The 17,097-nt window shown below is 36.8% G+C and carries 16 protein-coding genes; 1 reads left to right on the plus strand and 15 read right to left on the minus strand.

Going from position 1 to position 17,097, the window contains the following annotated elements; translation table 11 throughout:
* Window positions 1–398: 398 nt before the first annotated feature.
* The 15 genes from ACUN8G_RS13690 to ACUN8G_RS13760 all read right to left on the minus strand — a co-directional run bounded on the left by ACUN8G_RS13690 (window position 399) and on the right by ACUN8G_RS13760 (window position 15,963).
* A complete protein-coding gene (locus tag ACUN8G_RS13690) occupies window positions 399–1,625 on the minus strand; it encodes a hemolysin family protein (protein ID WP_437347316.1) in 1,227 nt (408 codons plus the stop codon).
* 3 nt (window positions 1,626–1,628) lie between these two features.
* Entirely contained in the window at window positions 1,629–2,501 is an 873-nt protein-coding gene (locus ACUN8G_RS13695; protein ID WP_437347315.1) for a decaprenyl-phosphate phosphoribosyltransferase, read from the minus strand.
* A gap of 2 nt (window positions 2,502–2,503) precedes the next feature.
* Window positions 2,504–4,156 (minus strand): acyl-CoA mutase large subunit family protein, encoded by a 1,653-nt coding sequence (locus ACUN8G_RS13700; RefSeq protein WP_437347314.1) that lies wholly within the window; start codon window positions 4,154–4,156, stop codon window positions 2,504–2,506.
* A 20-nt stretch (window positions 4,157–4,176) separates the two neighbouring features.
* A complete protein-coding gene (gene mutL / locus ACUN8G_RS13705; protein ID WP_437347313.1) occupies window positions 4,177–6,021 on the minus strand; it encodes a DNA mismatch repair endonuclease MutL in 1,845 nt (614 codons plus the stop codon).
* 12 nt (window positions 6,022–6,033) lie between these two features.
* The gene (locus tag ACUN8G_RS13710; protein ID WP_437347312.1) at window positions 6,034–6,504 is read right to left on the minus strand and encodes a dihydrofolate reductase; all 471 of its coding nucleotides are present in this window, start codon (window positions 6,502–6,504) and stop codon (window positions 6,034–6,036) included.
* Between the two features lie 12 nt (window positions 6,505–6,516).
* The gene (gene thyX / locus ACUN8G_RS13715) at window positions 6,517–7,443 is read right to left on the minus strand and encodes an FAD-dependent thymidylate synthase (RefSeq protein WP_437347311.1); all 927 of its coding nucleotides are present in this window, start codon (window positions 7,441–7,443) and stop codon (window positions 6,517–6,519) included.
* Window positions 7,444–7,454: 11 nt separating this feature from the next.
* A complete protein-coding gene (locus ACUN8G_RS13720) occupies window positions 7,455–8,609 on the minus strand; it encodes a glycerate kinase family protein (RefSeq protein ID WP_437347310.1) in 1,155 nt (384 codons plus the stop codon).
* 9 nt (window positions 8,610–8,618) lie between these two features.
* Window positions 8,619–9,131: an HIT family protein gene (locus ACUN8G_RS13725; protein WP_437347309.1), complete on the minus strand. Its 513-nt coding sequence runs from the start codon at window positions 9,129–9,131 to the stop codon at window positions 8,619–8,621.
* Between the two features lie 99 nt (window positions 9,132–9,230).
* The gene (fusA, locus tag ACUN8G_RS13730; protein WP_437347308.1) at window positions 9,231–11,327 is read right to left on the minus strand and encodes an elongation factor G; all 2,097 of its coding nucleotides are present in this window, start codon (window positions 11,325–11,327) and stop codon (window positions 9,231–9,233) included.
* Between the two features lie 37 nt (window positions 11,328–11,364).
* Window positions 11,365–11,679 carry a hypothetical protein gene (locus ACUN8G_RS13735; RefSeq protein WP_445480954.1) on the minus strand — a complete coding sequence of 105 codons (315 nt, stop codon included), beginning with the start codon at window positions 11,677–11,679 and terminating at the stop codon, window positions 11,365–11,367.
* Between the two features lie 72 nt (window positions 11,680–11,751).
* The gene (locus ACUN8G_RS13740; RefSeq protein ID WP_437347306.1) at window positions 11,752–12,174 is read right to left on the minus strand and encodes a YtxH domain-containing protein; all 423 of its coding nucleotides are present in this window, start codon (window positions 12,172–12,174) and stop codon (window positions 11,752–11,754) included.
* A 125-nt stretch (window positions 12,175–12,299) separates the two neighbouring features.
* The gene (locus ACUN8G_RS13745) at window positions 12,300–12,881 is read right to left on the minus strand and encodes a Maf family protein (protein ID WP_437347305.1); all 582 of its coding nucleotides are present in this window, start codon (window positions 12,879–12,881) and stop codon (window positions 12,300–12,302) included.
* 9 nt (window positions 12,882–12,890) lie between these two features.
* Window positions 12,891–13,283 carry a hypothetical protein gene (locus ACUN8G_RS13750; RefSeq protein WP_437347304.1) on the minus strand — a complete coding sequence of 131 codons (393 nt, stop codon included), beginning with the start codon at window positions 13,281–13,283 and terminating at the stop codon, window positions 12,891–12,893.
* 142 nt (window positions 13,284–13,425) lie between these two features.
* A complete protein-coding gene (locus ACUN8G_RS13755) occupies window positions 13,426–13,860 on the minus strand; it encodes a zinc ribbon domain-containing protein (protein ID WP_437347303.1) in 435 nt (144 codons plus the stop codon).
* 750 nt (window positions 13,861–14,610) lie between these two features.
* A complete protein-coding gene (locus ACUN8G_RS13760; RefSeq protein ID WP_437347302.1) occupies window positions 14,611–15,963 on the minus strand; it encodes an MATE family efflux transporter in 1,353 nt (450 codons plus the stop codon).
* A 418-nt stretch (window positions 15,964–16,381) separates the two neighbouring features.
* Between ACUN8G_RS13760 and ACUN8G_RS13765 the strand changes: the two genes are divergently transcribed.
* Entirely contained in the window at window positions 16,382–16,933 is a 552-nt protein-coding gene (locus tag ACUN8G_RS13765) for a helix-turn-helix domain-containing protein (protein ID WP_437347301.1), read from the plus strand.
* Window positions 16,934–17,097: the final 164 nt, after the last annotated feature.

The following is a 17,097-nucleotide window of genomic DNA, read 5'->3' on the forward strand; positions in this document are numbered from 1 at the left end:
TCCCCGCAATACTTCATAATTTTACCAGCTCATATAAATTAAACTGACTGAATACTGCTCTAATTTTTCGGAAAGGATTTAAATCAAAAAAATGATAAATATTTTTCAATTGTTGAAGTTATATGAGGTATATTCTTTTGGTATTTTATATAACTTCATTTTCATAGATAATGCCGTGCTCCCTTCGCAATCAAACAGATTTTTAACGTTTTTCTAATTTTCTTCTAAAAACCCTATATTTGAATCGAACGTCACAAATCTTCTTATAATTAAGATGTATGAGTTACATATTTTCTTGTAATATTCTCAATATGGAAGAATCTATAATTAGAATGGTGTCATCGATTAGATTACAAAAGCAAAACTTCACAATAGACTTACAAGTCATTATTATTCAATCAATTAGAATCTTTCACATAAAGTTTAACCAGGTCGATTTTCTTTTTATCCGATTTAAGAATCTGGATTGAAAAATTGTCGATGTTAAACGATTCATCTTTGCGAGGAATGCGACCAAGTTTTGTAGTTATATAACCCGCGAGGGTTTCGTAATCACCTTCTTCGATATTCAAATTAAATTCCTCGTTTAAGTAGTCTATTTCGACTTTCCCGCTCAGGATATAAGTTTGCTCCCCGATTTTTCTGGCAATAATTTCGTCGACGTCGTATTCGTCTCTAATTTCTCCAAAAAGTTCTTCTATCAAATCCTCAACAGTAATTATTCCGGCCGTGCCACCGAATTCATCGACAACCACAGCAAGTGAAAATTGTTTGCTTAAAAATTCATTCAGCATTTCAAGACTTTTTTTTGATTCGGGTACAAATGTCACATCACGCAATACAGACTTCAATTCTTCTGGCATTTTTAAAAAATCTTTAACGAGCACCATTCCTTTTATGTTATCGAGGTTTTCTTCATAAACAATCAATTTTGAATAACCCGATTCGATAAATGTCTCGAGCACTTCGTCAGTTGAAGAATTGATATCGACTCCCACGATATCCGTTCGTGGAGTCATGGCTTCGTAAACTTTCTGGTCACGGATTTCGATTATTTTATTGATTATATCGGACTGTTCTTCGTCTATTTTTTGTGCTTGACTGCTTTCAACAATTAAATTCTGGATATCGTCTCTGTCAATTTCATTAACTGCATCTTCTTCCTCTCTTGCATCAATTCGTTCAACAATTGAAGATATTCTGGAAGTAGCTGCAATGAAAGGAGAAAACAAAATTGACAAAATTCTTATTGGCACTGAGGACATAAGCGTCAGCGCGTCTGCCACTTCCCTACCGATATATTTGGGAATTAATTCACCAAAGAGTAACAAGAACAAAGTAGATATTATCAATATTTGGAATTCATTGTAACCAAAGTAATTCAACAAGAAATAAGATGAAATCGAAGCAAAGGAAATATTAACAATGTTGTCGGAAATTAAGATAGTAGAAAAAAATGCTGCAGGTTTCTGAACAAAATAAAATGCCGTTTTTGCATAATAATTTCCTTTCCTAGCCCGTATTTCAAGCTTAATTTTATTAGCGACGATATATGCAATCTCAGCCGAAGAAAAAAAAGCACTTGCAATTAATAATAAAATCAAAATCAGTAAATCATTTACCATAGATTAACCATAAATTATCACTATTACACATAAAATATACAAAATTGCGTTCAAAATAGTCGGAATATCAGACAATACAAGTTCGGCTGGGTCTTCTCCTCGGTTTTGTTTTATTGCCAGATAGAGATATCGGAAAACTCCATAGATAACGAATAATACTGTATACACGAGAGCTTTTGTGTCGAATTCTCGTAATGTATGTTCTGAAATTGAGTAGAGGGAGTAAGAAATAATTATTCCTCCGCCGGTTATTGCTATCAGTATATTGAAGAGTTCCATCGAATAATCGGCCAGAACTTTCCTCTTTAATTCTATTTTTTCATAAGTAGAATATTCAACCCTTCGCTTTATAACCGCCAGGAAGAGCGATATGAATACGGTAGCAAGTATCAGCCATCCAGACAATTCAACGTTGATTATTACAGCACCACCAGCCACTCTCAATAAAAATCCAAATGCTATTATCATCACATCCAGTATAACCATGTTTTTAAGGTAGAGTGTATATAAAAAATTTATGATAATATAGGTTGCAAGGATAAAAATAAATTGAGTATTAGAAGTGGATAAAATAAAAATCAACAGGATTAAAATTGTAGCTGCTATAAAAAGTGATTCTTTTATAGAGATTTTCCCGCAGGCAATTGGTCTGTCTTTTTTTACGGGATGTGAGCGGTCATATTCGACATCGAAAATGTCGTTTATGATATAAACAAATCCTGAAGCCAGTGAAAAAGAGAAAAATGCCATAAGCGCTAGCAATAAGCTGTTCGGGTCGAGTAAACTTTTCGAAAAAATTAACGGGACAAATACAAACAGATTTTTAATCCAGCTTTTGACCCGAACCAGTCTTAAGTATTGTACAAATTTATCCATAGTTAAAATACAGGTACGTCAGTATAAGTACCGAAATATTTTTTAAGTTCAGCGACCATTTCGCCGAGTGTAACATATTTTTCGGCTGCTTCGATTAACGGTGGCATAAGGTTCCTCCCGTCTTTAGCTGCGTTACCAATATTTTCGAGCGCTTTATTGACATCGTTTTGATTTCTGCTGTTTCTCAATTCTGCCAGTCGTTTCCTTTGCTCAATTTCTACTTCAGGTGGAATTTTGAGTATCGGAATATCGATACTCTCATCGGGATCGACAAATTCATTTACGCCTACAATTATTTTTTCTTTACTCTCGAGTTGAAGCTGATACCGATAAGCGGAATTGGCAATTTCTTTCTGGAAATACCCAGCTTCGATGGCTGGAATAACTCCACCGAGTGCGTCAATTTCTTGAAAAATTTTTTCGGCGCCGGCTTCCATTTCATCTGTAAGTTTTTCGATGAAATAACTGCCACCCAATGGATCAACTGTATTAATTACCCCGGTTTCGTAGGCGAGCATTTGCTGAGTTCTCAGGGCAATTTTCACAGCTTTTTCAGATGGGAGTGCTAAAGTCTCATCCATCGAATTTGTATGGAGTGACTGCGTGCCTCCGAGTACTGCAGCAAGCGCCTGATATGCTGTTCGGACGATATTATTTTCTGGCTGTTGTGCCGTTAATGTACAGCCAGCAGTTTGAGAATGGAATCGCAACCACCAAGAGCGTGGATTTTTGGCTTTATAGACTTCTTTCATACGTCGTGCATAAATTCTACGAGCAGCTCTAAATTTGGCAATCTCTTCAAAAAAGTCGAGGTGAGAATTAAAGAAAAACGAAAGTCTTGGAGCGAACGAATCGATATCCATACCCCGTTCAAGGCAAGCTTCGATATAAGCAAAGCCATCTGCTAAAGTGAAAGCCAATTCCTGAACAGCGGTTGAGCCGGCTTCTCGTATATGATATCCGCTTATTGAAATCGGATTCCATTTCGGTGTTTCTTTGCTACAATATTCGATCATATCGACAATTATTCGCATCGATGGCCGCGGCGGAAAGATAAATTCCTTTTGAGCAATGAATTCTTTCAATATATCGTTTTGAAGCGTGCCGCTGAGCGAGTCGAATCTCAATCCCTGCTTTTTTGCAACTGCAAGATAAAATGCAAATATCATTGCAGCGGGCGAGTTAATAGTCATCGAAGTCGAAACTTTGTCGAGTGGAATATCTTTGAATAGGATTTCCATATCGAGGAGAGATGATACAGAGACGCCACAAATTCCGACTTCTCCCCTGCTCATTTCAGCATCTGCATCCCACCCCATCAAAGTGGGGAGATCGAATGCAACTGACAAGCCCGTTTGACCTTTATCGAGGAGATACTTAAAACGTTGATTTGTATCTTCGGGCGTACCGAAACCAGCAAACTGGCGCATTGTCCAGATTTTACCCCTGTATCCTGTAGTATGAATTCCGCGAGTAAAGGGATACTCACCCGGAAAACCGATATCCGACAAATAATCTTTCCCTTCGATATCGTCGGGAAAGTAACATTCCTTTATGGGAAGGTCGGATACGGTTGAATATCTTCGAGGCACGGTCACCGATTCGGATAACCGGTCAAGATATCTTTCTTTTGCTTTTTTGTATTCGGATTCCATCGAAATCCTTTCTTTTTTTGTTAGGTTCTGCCGAAACGTTTATCGAATTCTTCGATCGGTATTTTAATTATTATCGGTCTGCCGTGTGGACAGACATACGGCATTGAAGTTGCAAAAAGTTTATCGACCAAGATGCGCATCTCTTTTTCATCGAGTTTATCGCCTGCCTTTATAGCTGCCTTACAGGAATATGATTTTGCAAGATTGTCTTTAACGTCGAGTATTTTCTCCTGCTGATTTTTTCTGTATTCGTGAAGAATTTCGAGGAGTGTATCGACTTCGTGTTCAGCTTTAAGATCCGAAGGGATGCCGATTATTTCTACACGATATTTTGGCTTGAATTTGAGTGTAAATCCAAGATTTGATAGATAAGGTTCAAGTTCTTTAGTTAGTTCATAATCCGCCGGATCCATATCAACTACCTGTGGAAAAAGGAGATGTTGTGAAAATGGGATATTTGCGTTAAATGAATTTAATGCCTGTTCGTAAAGGATCCTTTCGTGCGCCACATGCGCATCGATAATCATAAGTCCGCTTTTAATCTGAGAAAGAATATATTTGTTGTGAAGCAATACTATAAAGGGGGTTTCGCTTTCCCTTTCCTGAGTTGATTCGAATCTGTGGGTTATCTCCTTTTGCTGGGGTCTATTTTCAAACGGATGAGGTATCGATTCGGGGGCAGCGGCAGCATTAATCTCGTCGTCCATATGAAAGAGCCGCTTTAAGTCTTCTTCGCTATATTTTTTTGATTCCCTCTCAACTGCCGGTCGATCAGTAAAATCGTATCTTGCAATATTTCTAAAATTCTGAGGTCTTAACCTTTGTTCTAAAGTCCCGGTGTTATCTAAAGTAACCTGAGGCACAAGGTCATAACTACCGATTGTTTTTCTAATAACCGCATGAACGAACGCATAAATTTCTTTTTCGTCGTCAAATTTCACTTCGAGTTTGGAAGGGTGAACATTCACATCAACTTTTTTCGGATCGATTTCCATAAAAAGTACAAAGAAAGGATAGTCTCCTTTTTCGAGTATATTTTCGAATGCCGAAAAGACTGCATGATTAATTGTCTTATTAATCACGTAACGCTTATTCAAGAAAAAGTATTGTTCGCCTTTGCTCTTTCTGAGATAATTCGGTTTTGTAACATAGCCAGTAAGACCGATATAATCTGTAATTTCTTCGACTTCGAGCAGTGCCTCGTCGATATTGTCTGCAAAAACAGCTCTCATTCTGTCTATCAAATTCCCTTTTGGAAAATCAAACAACAGGTCATCATCGTTATAAAACTTGAATGAAATTTCTGGATGACTTAACGAAATGCGTTTAAAGGCCTCTATGATATGTTTCAATTCAGTAGCATTCGATTTTAAAAAATTTCTTCGGGCAGGTACATTGTAAAAAAGATTTTTAACTGTAACCGACGTACCTTTTTGAAATGCAATTTTTTCGACCAGCATTTCGCTGGAATCTGTAAATCTTATATAAGTTGCAAGCTGGTCTTCTTCACGTCTGGTTTTTATTTCGAGCTGGCTAACAGCAGCAATTGAAGCAAGGGCTTCGCCACGGAAACCATAAGTTGTAATTTTTTCGAGGTCGTCGATAGTACTAATTTTGCTGGTAGCATGACGCTGTGCACAAAGCTCAGCATCTTCTTGACTCATCCCATCGCCGTTGTCGATAACCTGAATGAGTGATTTTCCCGCATTTTTAATAATTACCTCAATTTCATTGGCACCTGCATCTATCGAATTTTCGAGCAGTTCTTTAACAACAGATTCGGGTCTGTTTACAACTTCGCCGGCAGCAATTTTATTGGCAATATTTTCCGGCAATATCTTTATTTTTTTAGATTTATTTCCCATTCGATCTTCACTTTAATTAATTCTAATATAATGATAAAGTAGGAAATCGTTAAACTCTTTTTTTGTCGTCGTCCATTCTTCCGGATGAAAAGGTGGGAATTGAGTATCCCCTTCAACATCAAATTTCATCTCCGATATGTACATTTCGCAAGCAATATCGATAAATGCTTCATAAACTTGCCTGCCGCCTATAATATAAATTTTCTCGTAACTATTGCAGTACTCCAAAACTTCATCTACATTATTTAACACAACCGTATTAACTATATTAATTTTATATTCCTTATTACGAGTTAACACAATATTGAGTCTGTTCTCGAGTGGCTTTGTAAGCGATTCCCACGTTTTGCGTCCCATTACAACGGGATGTCCATAAGTAATGTTTTTAAAGTGGTTTAACTCCTCTGAAGAATGCCAGGGTAATTTACCTTTATTGCCAATTATATTATTTCTCGATTTTGCAGTTATAATAATAATTTTCATGAAAAATAAAATTCATGCCCACGGTATTTGGATACCAAGCAAATTCAGTTTTTCTTCGAATTCGATTCTTTCTCTATTCCTTGCAAGACGGTTCTCGATTTTTTTAAGCCAGCCGTATTCTTCGGCCAGGCGTAAGACTTCATCCTTATCGCCTGAATTGATGGCTTTCAGAATGTTTAATTCAAGTGCTGAAAAATTAATACTGTTATAGATATAATCCATAAACGCTTCCCACGTTATTGGGCACCATCGGGCTACAATTTCCTTCCCGATAACCTCGGCATATTGACGGATCTCGTATTGTGCGTGCGAATCCATTCTTAAAGATATGAAGCGTAAAAGGTTGTGAAGGTCAATTTTCCAGTATGCTTCGGTGTATGTAGAAAGAGGCAAATCTTTACGGGCCTGTTCTCTTGCCACTCCTGCTTCTAATCTTTCTTTATAAATTTCACGTGCATAATTCTGAAATTGGATTTCTTTTTCCGAGAGAGTTTTACCAATTTCAGGGCTCAGAAAGCCATCGCTTCCCTGTTTATTATCTTTTGCCTGATATCTCCATTTATCTGGGTCAGTTCTTTGAGAAGCATCGATAGCAATTGAATACCGAGTGGAATATTCGTTAACGTTCGCAGTTCGATGTCGTATCCACTGGCGCCATGTATCCATCGGAACGCGCACGTGAAATTTAATTTCACACATTTCAAAGGGAGTGGTGTGGTGATTTCTTAAAAGATATCGAATTAGACCCCGATCTTCATTCACTTTCTTGGTACCCTTTCCATATGAAACACGAGCAGCCTGTACAATCGATTCGTCCGAACCCATATAATCAACCACTCGAATAAAGCCATCGTCTAAAACCGGGAATTTCTTTCCTAATATCAAATCCAGTTCTTTAACAGAAACTCGCTCTAAAATTTCATCTTTATTTTCCATCATAAATTCCGGTATTAATTTTTAATTGAAAATTGGTGCATAATTTCTTTCGATACAATTTTAGCCGCTATCAAAATCCCCTTCTCAATTTGTTCAATCGACTCTTCAAGAGTTTCGAAATATTCCGCCAGTTCAATTATATGAATATTTTCTTCTTCTGGTAAATCTCCTTCAGCTTCGCCGCACACGATGTAGACCGGAATTCCAGCACCGCTGAATTTATTCATTATTAAATACGCACCTTTTGAGTATTTACTCTGGAAATCGAATTTCCCCTCGCCTGTTAAAACTAAATCATAATGTTTGTCTTCTATATTGAGGTCTTCAAAAATAAAATTTTCAGCAGATTTTAATTTAGTGTCGAAGAACAATTGAAAAGCTGCAACCAGACCTCCACCAGCGCCATTGAGTTTTTCTTTCGTCTGTTCCTCGCAATTGAGTAGTTCAAGTATTTTTTCAAAACCTTTTTCTAAGACATTTAAGTCCCTCTCGGCAGCTCCCTTTTGACGAGCATATACCATCGTTGCACCTTCTTTGCCCAGAAGCGGATTGTTAACGTCGTGAACGATTGTAATTTTAAATGGGAATTCTTGTTTATTGTACTCAATTCTTTCCACTTTAAGAAAATTGGCTGGTATTGCTTCGAGCTTATTGTTATTTATATCGTAGAGTTCAAGTCCCAGGCAATTCATCATGCCAATCCCCATATCGTTCGTGGCAGTTCCACCAATACCAATTATCAATTCGTCTACATCAAGGAAACCATCATTCTTGCTTTCGATCAATTGTTCAATTAACTCGCCCATCCCTTTCGACGTAAGTAAAAGAGGATTCCTTTTATCGGCAGGCACTAAATTAAGTCCGAGAACCTGAGCAGATTCGATATAAACTTTTTTATCGAGAAGAGAATATCCGACGGGGCACAAAAATTTTTCGTCAGAATGAGGGAGTGTAATTTCGAAGTGAAGCAATTCCAGGCTAAAATAATTTTGTGCAACTTCCAAAAAGCCGTCGCCACCATCGCTTATTGGTTTATAATGAAACTCAATAACTTTTTTCAGGTCATCAGGAATAAGTCTATCAAATGCTGTTTGAAATAACGAAGCAATTTCGACGGAGTTAGCGCATTCTTTGAATGAATTGGGTGCAATTAAAATATTTTTTTTCATTTTGATTTCTTATTTCGAATTAGTTTTAAGTTTAGAATATGCTTCAATTAAATTCGACTTTGTATGGAGTAAATCCTGCGAAATTACTTTTACTTCACCGAGTACAGGGATAAAATTTGTATCGCCATTCCATCTTGGTACAATGTGAAAGTGGATATGCTCATCGATACCTGCACCAGCAGCTTTACCAAGATTTGCGCCAAAATTAAAACCATGCGGTTTCATTGCTAAATCGAGAGCTTTCATACTTAATTTAGTTACCTGCATAATGGTTTTCATCTCGTCGTCGGTTAAATCGTCGAAAGACGATAGATGTCGGTTCGGAATTACCATTATGTGTCCACTATTATACGGATACAGATTCAGCATTACATAGCATAAGTCAGTGCTAAAAACTTTCAGGGATTTTTCATCTTCGATTTTTTGATTTACGGCCTCGCAAAAAATGCATCGATTATCTTTCTTTTTATCCTTGAACGACTCGATATATTGCGAACGCCATGGCGACCACAGACGATCCATAAATCTCCTATAAATTTAATATAGAGGGAAAAAATAATTGACCCGTCAATCGGTAAAGTCGAATTGACGGGTCGTGAAATTGAGAACACCTTTGATTTATTATTCAGCCGCTTCTTCTTTATGTTTTTGATATTCTTCTATAATCTTAGCTTCCACTTCTTTTGGCACTTCTTCGTAGTGAGAGAAGCTCATCTTGAACATACCCCTGCCGGAAGTAAGACTGCGCAATTGGGTTGAATATTTATGCAGTTCAGCAAGTGGAACTTTTGCTTTTATAATCTGGAATGGAGATTCTGATTCCATTCCAAGTATTTTACCTCGTCGGCTCGAGATATCGCCCATAACGTCGCCCATATATTCTTCGGGAATTTTAACTTCCACATCATAAATTGGTTCGAGAATAACGGGTTTGGCTTCCATAAATCCTTTTTTGAAGGCCTGAGAAGCTGCAATCTTAAACGAAACTTCGTCGGAGTCTACAGTGTGATATGTGCCGTCGAACAAAGTAACTTTAACATCAACCACCTGGCTTCCTGTCAGAATTCCTTTCGACATAATTTCTTTCAAGCCTTTTTCGACCGCTGGCACAAATCTACCCGGGACCACACCACCTACGATAGCGTCAACAAATTCGAATCCCGCTCCTCGTGGCAGAGGTTCAAGTTTAAGGTGTACGTGACCATACTGACCCCTTCCACCCGATTGCTTTTTGTGTTTATATTCAGCGTCGTTGCAAACACCTTTTATTGTTTCACGGTAAGGAATTCTCGGTTCTACGAGGTCGACGTCAACACCATACCTATCTTTCAACAATTTTACAGCAAGATTTAATTGAAGCTCGCCCTGTCCGGCAATAATTGTCTGCGAAATTTCAGGGTCGTATTTCGAAATCAAAGTCGGTTCTTCTTCGTGTGCCGTATGCAAAGCAGCAGAAATTTTATCTTCATCGCCTTTAGCTTTCGGTTGAACCGCCATTCTTATTACCGGCTCCGGATATTCGATTTCCGGCAGAACAACCGTGAAATTCTTCGAACAAAGAGTGTCACCTGTATGACTGTCTTTCAGTTTAACGACAGCCCCGATATCACCAGCTTTAAGGCTACTTACTTCAGTTCTGTTGTGACCGTTCAAAATAAAGAGCTGCCCGATTCTTTCTGTTTTCTCTTTATGCGTATTAACAAGATCCATACCTTGTGTAACAGTACCTGAATAAACTTTGAAAATTGAAAGCTCGCCCACGTGTTGTTCGGAAAGAGATTTAAAGATAAACAATACTGTTTCGCCTTGCGGGTCGCATTTAATTTCAACCGGGGCACCGCTCTCTTTCATTTTAGCCTGGAATGGTTTTCTATCGGCCGGTGACGGAAAATACTTTTCAACAAAATCGAGGAATGTATTTGCGCCTACCCCTTTTGTAGCAGCCATAGGGAAGGCGGGAATCAGAGTTCCATTTATAATTGCTTTTTTAATTCCAACTACAAGATCTTCTTCGGATAATGTACCTTCCTCAAAAAACTTATTCATCAAATCTTCGTCGGATTCTGCAACTTTTTCGATTAATTCTTCTCTCAGTTTTTCTGCCTGTTCTTTTAGATTTCCAGGAATATCTTCCAGAGTAACCTTTTTCGAACCTGCATCGCCGTAGATGACAAGCTTCATTTTAATTAAATCGACAACAGTATTGAAATTTAGACCTTCGCTTGCTGGAAAAGCAACCACACTTACATCTGGCGAAAGTCTTTTCTTTGCAACTTCAATTGTTTCAAAGAACCTGGAGTGTTCATTATCAACTTTGTTAACAATTATTGCTGATGGAATATTATATTTTCTTGCGTACTCCCATGTCAATTCGGTACCGACTTCAATGCCTTCGGCACTTTTAATTACCGATACGGCAACGTCGGAAACATAAAGACTAGAAATTACCTGACCGATAAAATCGGGAAATCCGGGAGTATCGATCAAATTAATTTTTTTATTGTTCCACTCAATATGGAGTGGTGTAGCATAGATAGAAATTTGTTTTTCAATTTCATTCTGGTTAAAGTCAGATACAGTATTACCTTCTTCAATTTTACCAATTCTATTAATAGCGCCGGATGTAAAAAGGAGTAATTCGGAGATGGAAGTTTTACCGCTTCCGCCGTGTCCAATTAGTGTTATGTTTCGGATTGCATCTGGATTATACTCTTTCAAGATGAAGTCTCCTTATAATATTTATCAATCGAGAAATTTATTTTCGTGTAAGTGTAGACCAAAAAGCCCGAAGACCTTTCACAACGGCTCTTAAATTCGATATGAAATTAGCGGCTTTCTCTTCTTCTTTCAGAATTTTTGTCGTTTTAAATAAACTTACTTTTTCCTTGATCCTCTGAATTGACGAATCAATTTCCATCCAGTAGTCTTCAACATCTGTGATAATTTTTTTAGCTCTATCGACGGTATCGTTTAGATTGTCGACAGCTGGAATAGTCTTATCAATCAGCATCTCAATATCTTTACGAAGGGCTTTGAGATTTTCTGTAATTATCCTCAGATAGATAATCAAAAAAACGCACAAAGATATTGCCGCTAATATTAAAACACTCAATAAAATATCGATTAAAGTCATGATTAGCTATTAAGATTTCTTTTCTGAACGATAAGCATCTACACCTGCTTTAACGGCAGCTTTTAATTTATCGCTTTCTTGTTCCACTTTTTCAATGCCACTATGAACAACTTCGGAGGCTTTGGCTTTAGCGTCTGTCAAAACTTTTTCGGCCTCGTCTAAAAGCGCGTCTACTTTTTGTTTTGCTTCGGCCACCAATTTTTCGGACTTTTTCTTACCTTCATTTATCAACTGATTTGCCTTATCTTTTGCAACAGCCAGATACGATTCTGCGTCGTCCATCAAATCTTTTGACTTAAGGCGAATATCTTCTCTTAATTCTTTCCCACTTTTAGGTGCAAACAACAATCCCAACAATGAACCGATGGCTGCTCCAGCCAAAAGACCGATCAAAACTCCTTTTCCAAAACTTCTTGATTCGTCGTTATGCATATAATCCTCCTGTGTCTGTTTTTAAGTGTTGTAAAATAATAACAGACTTCTCTAAAATCAAGGTTTGAATGAGAATAGGGATCAATAATCAAAAAAAATAGTAATTGTAAAGCTCTATGAAAGCATCATTTAGCAATATCAAGAATTGCCCGATAAACTTTTGCAATTGGTAATCCAACTACATTATAATAACAGCCGTTTATTTTAGAAATAAAGAGGGCGCCGTAATCGTCCTGTATGCCATAAGCCCCAGCTTTATCCATAGGGCTACCACTTTCAATATAATTAATGATCTCTTTACGCTTTAATTTTCGAAACGTAACTCTGGTCTTTTCGTAATCAACAATTATACGTCCATTTGACAAATTCGCCACGACAAAACCTGTATAAACCGTGTGCGTCTTCCCGCTCAATTTCGAAAGTGTTTCAAATGCTTCCTTCTTTGTGCTGGGTTTACCGAGAATCTCTTTATTCAATACCACAATTGTATCTGCAGTAATTACAATTCCCTCATTTACTTTTTTTGAGGCAGCTCTGAATTTATCCAGAGCCAATCTTTTTACCGTTTGAACTGGATGTTCACCGTCTTTAACATTTTCTTTAACATCGACTGAGAACGACTTGAAATTAATATTAAGAAGCTTAAGAATTTTCCGCCTTCGCGGTGATTTTGAGGCAAGGTAAATAGGAATACTTTTAGGAATCATAGTGGACTTTTATCGGAACAATGCTTTAATACTGCCCCACGTACGTTTAACACTCGATACTCTATGAACTACATTATATGGAGCGCTGTAAGCCATTTGACCATCTTTGTCGACAATTTTCAGACGATAAGCATAAACGGCGTCAGTCGATTTAAATGCGGTCTGGTCGATATATTCATAACTCTTGTCGGGTTCTGGTTCAACTCTGGCAAGGAACATAAACTGACCACTTACCGTTCTACGTTCGATTTCGAAATGGCTAAGGTTGACTTCGCTTGAAGTTTTCCATGTAATTAGAACGTTATTATCCTGACTTTCTGCTTTAAATTCAAGGATGGTAGTCGGGGCATAGAGCAGGGTTGCGGAAAGCAATAGGGTCAATATGGTAAATTTTGTCTTCATATTTTCTTGTCAAATATATCGGAAGAGATTAAGATTGTCAAGTATTTATTTTTAATTGATTCTTGAAAGAACCTTTTAATGCTTTGAACTATTCTTCAATCATTATAATTGATCTTTTAATGAATATAAAAAACTACGAAAGTTAACCACGATCTTTAAGTATTTCATCGATAGCTTGCAAAGCTTCTGCTCGCCAGGAGTCACTGCCTCGTCTTTTCATCTTTTTCAGTTTATCTGTCGAATAATTGGAAAATTTATTCCTTAAGGATTCAATATCTTTCTCGTTTAAAATTGCCTTACCAATTTTTTTAGTTGTTTCCTCTTGACTATGAGATTCTCTTTCAATGATTGCGAGTTGAGAATTTATTTCATCCTCAGAAAATCGATGTCTACAAAAGGGGCATACTTTTGCTTCAAGTTTGATTATCTCTACACAATCAGGACACTTCTTAGTATGGAAAGAAATTTCATAGTGTGATTTAGTCCTATCCGATTTTTGGGTACTACATGCTTTGCTAAGTGGTGGTACTGCAATTAAAGATAGCAGAGCTATCAAACTGAAAACGAAACCCGACACAAACCAAGCAAAAGAATCACGTTTTTTTCCTTTTGCAATAAAAGAACAAAATGACCCAATAACTATTCATTGAAGAAAAAAATTATTATGGATTCCATTGTAATTTACTCCCTTTACAATCGTTAATTAGATGCAGCGAAACGCACAAATTGCAGCTTTTAAAAAACTTGTTTGTTAATGCTACTTAAATTCATGTGTCAGTTTAAAAAAACTTAGTTCTAACAGAACTATGATTTAGTAAACCTTGTAAAATCCTCATATTCACACCATTTTCACGCAGAACATTGCAAATGAATCTTCATACACATTGTAATATTTATGTGCTCTCACAGTTCAGGCATAATCTTTTTATTTGTGAAATAGTCAGATATGAAGAATTAATTACTATATAACCCTCCAGATAGATTACCTTATCAAAGGTAATTGATAAAGTTTTTTTTCCACGAAAAGTTTATCAATTTATTTTATTTATGTCAATAGCATAGCTTGATTTATTAAAAAAATTTAACTGCCACGTAATACCTAATATTACAGAAAAAAGCTTCTCATATAAGAAGAACATCTTATGGGTGATTTTGTTAAGGGGGAACCCAAAAAATTGATAGCTTTATGGAGCCTAAACTAATTAACCTCAGAAGAATCAGCAGTAAAATAAATATCAGTGTTAATAATCATAAAAGAGTAGCCGACATATAATGTATTAATAAGCAGCGGCAAAGATATTTTTTTATTGCACAGCTGGATATTCAATCATACTTTTTTATAAGTCTGCCAGTTACCGTACTTAAATTTAATGTAAATTATTCCCGCATACAGGATAACATAGAAAGGTAGAGCAAGCCACGCACCTATCAAACCCAATTTAAATACAACTCCAAGTAGATATGCAATGGGCACAAAGACCAACCAGTTTGAAATTACCTCAGCAACCATAACAAAAAATGTTTTACCTGATGCTTGCAATCCATTTGCAAGTACAACACCAAAAGAATAAAAAATCTGACCGAATCCAGCAATTCGAAGCGCTGGTATTGCGGTTTCAATTACATGGCTGTCATTTGTTGTTAGAATTAGAACTGCTCTTGGAAATGTTATAAATATTATACCCACAATTAAAGTATAAATAGCAGCAAGCTTACTGGTCTCGAAACCATAATGGCGAGAGCGTTCTATATCACCCCGCCCGAGATTATTCCCTACCAAAGTTTGCACTGCTATCCCAAATCCAAAACACGGCATTAACGAAATTAGAAGTGCCGTAAATACAACATTGCTTGCAGCCTGTTCCAGTGTACCAATTAACCCAGTAATCGATATAAAGCTTAAGAAACCGACGAGTATAAAAACGTTTTGAATAGAAACAGGCAACGAAATTTTTATAATCGATTTTGCTATTTGTGGTACAAAACTGAGATTTCTAAAATATTTATACGACCTTCTGTATGAAGGTAAAATTGAAACGCCAAAATAAAATAAGGCGTCGCACACGGTTGCTAATGTTGAGCCAAGCCCTGCGCCAGCCAGTCCCATTCCCTTAATTCCAAACATACCATATATAAAAATATAGTTGAAGATAATATTCAAAAAATTGGCTATAATCCCCGAATACATAAATATTTTCGTTTTGCCTATTCCGAAATAAAACCCTCTATAAGAAATAGTAATCAGGAAAAATGGAATCCCCATAAATCGATAATGAAGATATTCCCCGGCATAAAAAGCCACTTTGTTGTCCACAGCCAAAAAATTTGCAATTGTGTCTGCAAATATTATTACGAGTGAACTGATAAAAATACCAATCATCGTAGAGAGCACAAGCGAAGTATTTAGAACTTTTCCGCAACCCTCATAATTTTTTTCGCCGTATCGCCTGGCAATCATCACGTGTGTTCCTGTGGCAAGACTCGAGAAGAAACTGACTACAGCCCACGTTGCAAAAACTCCAATACCCATAGCTGCCAGATAATATTTGGCGTTAGGGAGTCGCCCTACCATAGCTGTGTCGACCATCGAAACAAGCATCTGAGTAGAAAGCCCAGCAATCGCCGGAAGGGCTATCTTGAGTATATATTTATCGTCTTCTGTAAAAGAAAGTAATTTCATGATTTCTAAAATATCGAAATAAGAATAACATTAAAAATATTTTATTTATTATTCCTTCGACACGGAACGTAAAAATAACCGGACTAATTAACTGGATCTGTACACAATAAGTATCTGAAAGAAAACATATAATAATATCTCGTTCTGGGTTCTCTTTAATATTCTACTATCTCGCAAAAATATCATCTCTTGGAGCTTCTAATTCCACCCGTTTTAAAAAAAGTAGATATAATTACATTACCCTACAAAGGCAAAAGAATCTAATATTCGATTAAATAACATGGGAGTAAGATTAATATCGACTCATAAATTTGATTAATCTCAAGATAGTGACAAATTTAGTATGTTCCCCCTTGCAATTTAAATATTAACTATTGTTGAAAATTTTACTATTTTGCAGACAAAACGATCCATATGAATGGACAGAAGAGAAGAAATATTAAATCTGATGAAGACGCTGGGAATTAGCATTAATAACCTGGCGAGTCAATTAGGTCTTCGAACCAATACACTCAACTATATACTTCACGATTCATCTGCACTTGACGACGAGTTATATACTCAAATCAAAGATGTTCTTAATAATTATCAATATGAATTAAGATTTTTCGACGAGACCGAAGATGATACACTTGATTTGTTCGACGAAGACGAGCAGCATCAATTCATTGGGGAAAGGATACGTTTGTTTGCACGAAGAAAATTTGGAACGTTGAAAAAACTCGCCGCAGCAATGGAAATTTCTCCGCAGCAATTACAGCAGTATATAAGCGGTAAAAGAGAACCTGGCTCCAGAATATTGATGAAATTTCTGAAGCTCGGTTGCGACTTAAACTGGCTGCTTGGCGGCAGAGAATCGAATGAATCTTACAGAATACAAAAACTCGAAACCCGAATTAAAGAATTTACAAAAGCACTTGAAGGGATATCGGAAAAAATCAATGATCTGCTAAGAAATCAAAATAGATAGATGAATTTAAATCCAATTTCCCCGCCATAGGCGTCGATTCGATTCATACAAATTTATACTTCACTAAACCTTATGCCACGCATCATCTTCCCGCCTATTTTATCACATTTAATTGTTAGCGGGATTTCGCTTCGCTCAACAATTCCATGGAGCCTGTCCCGCCG

The sequence above is a fragment of the Melioribacter sulfuriphilus genome (genome assembly GCF_052656625.1).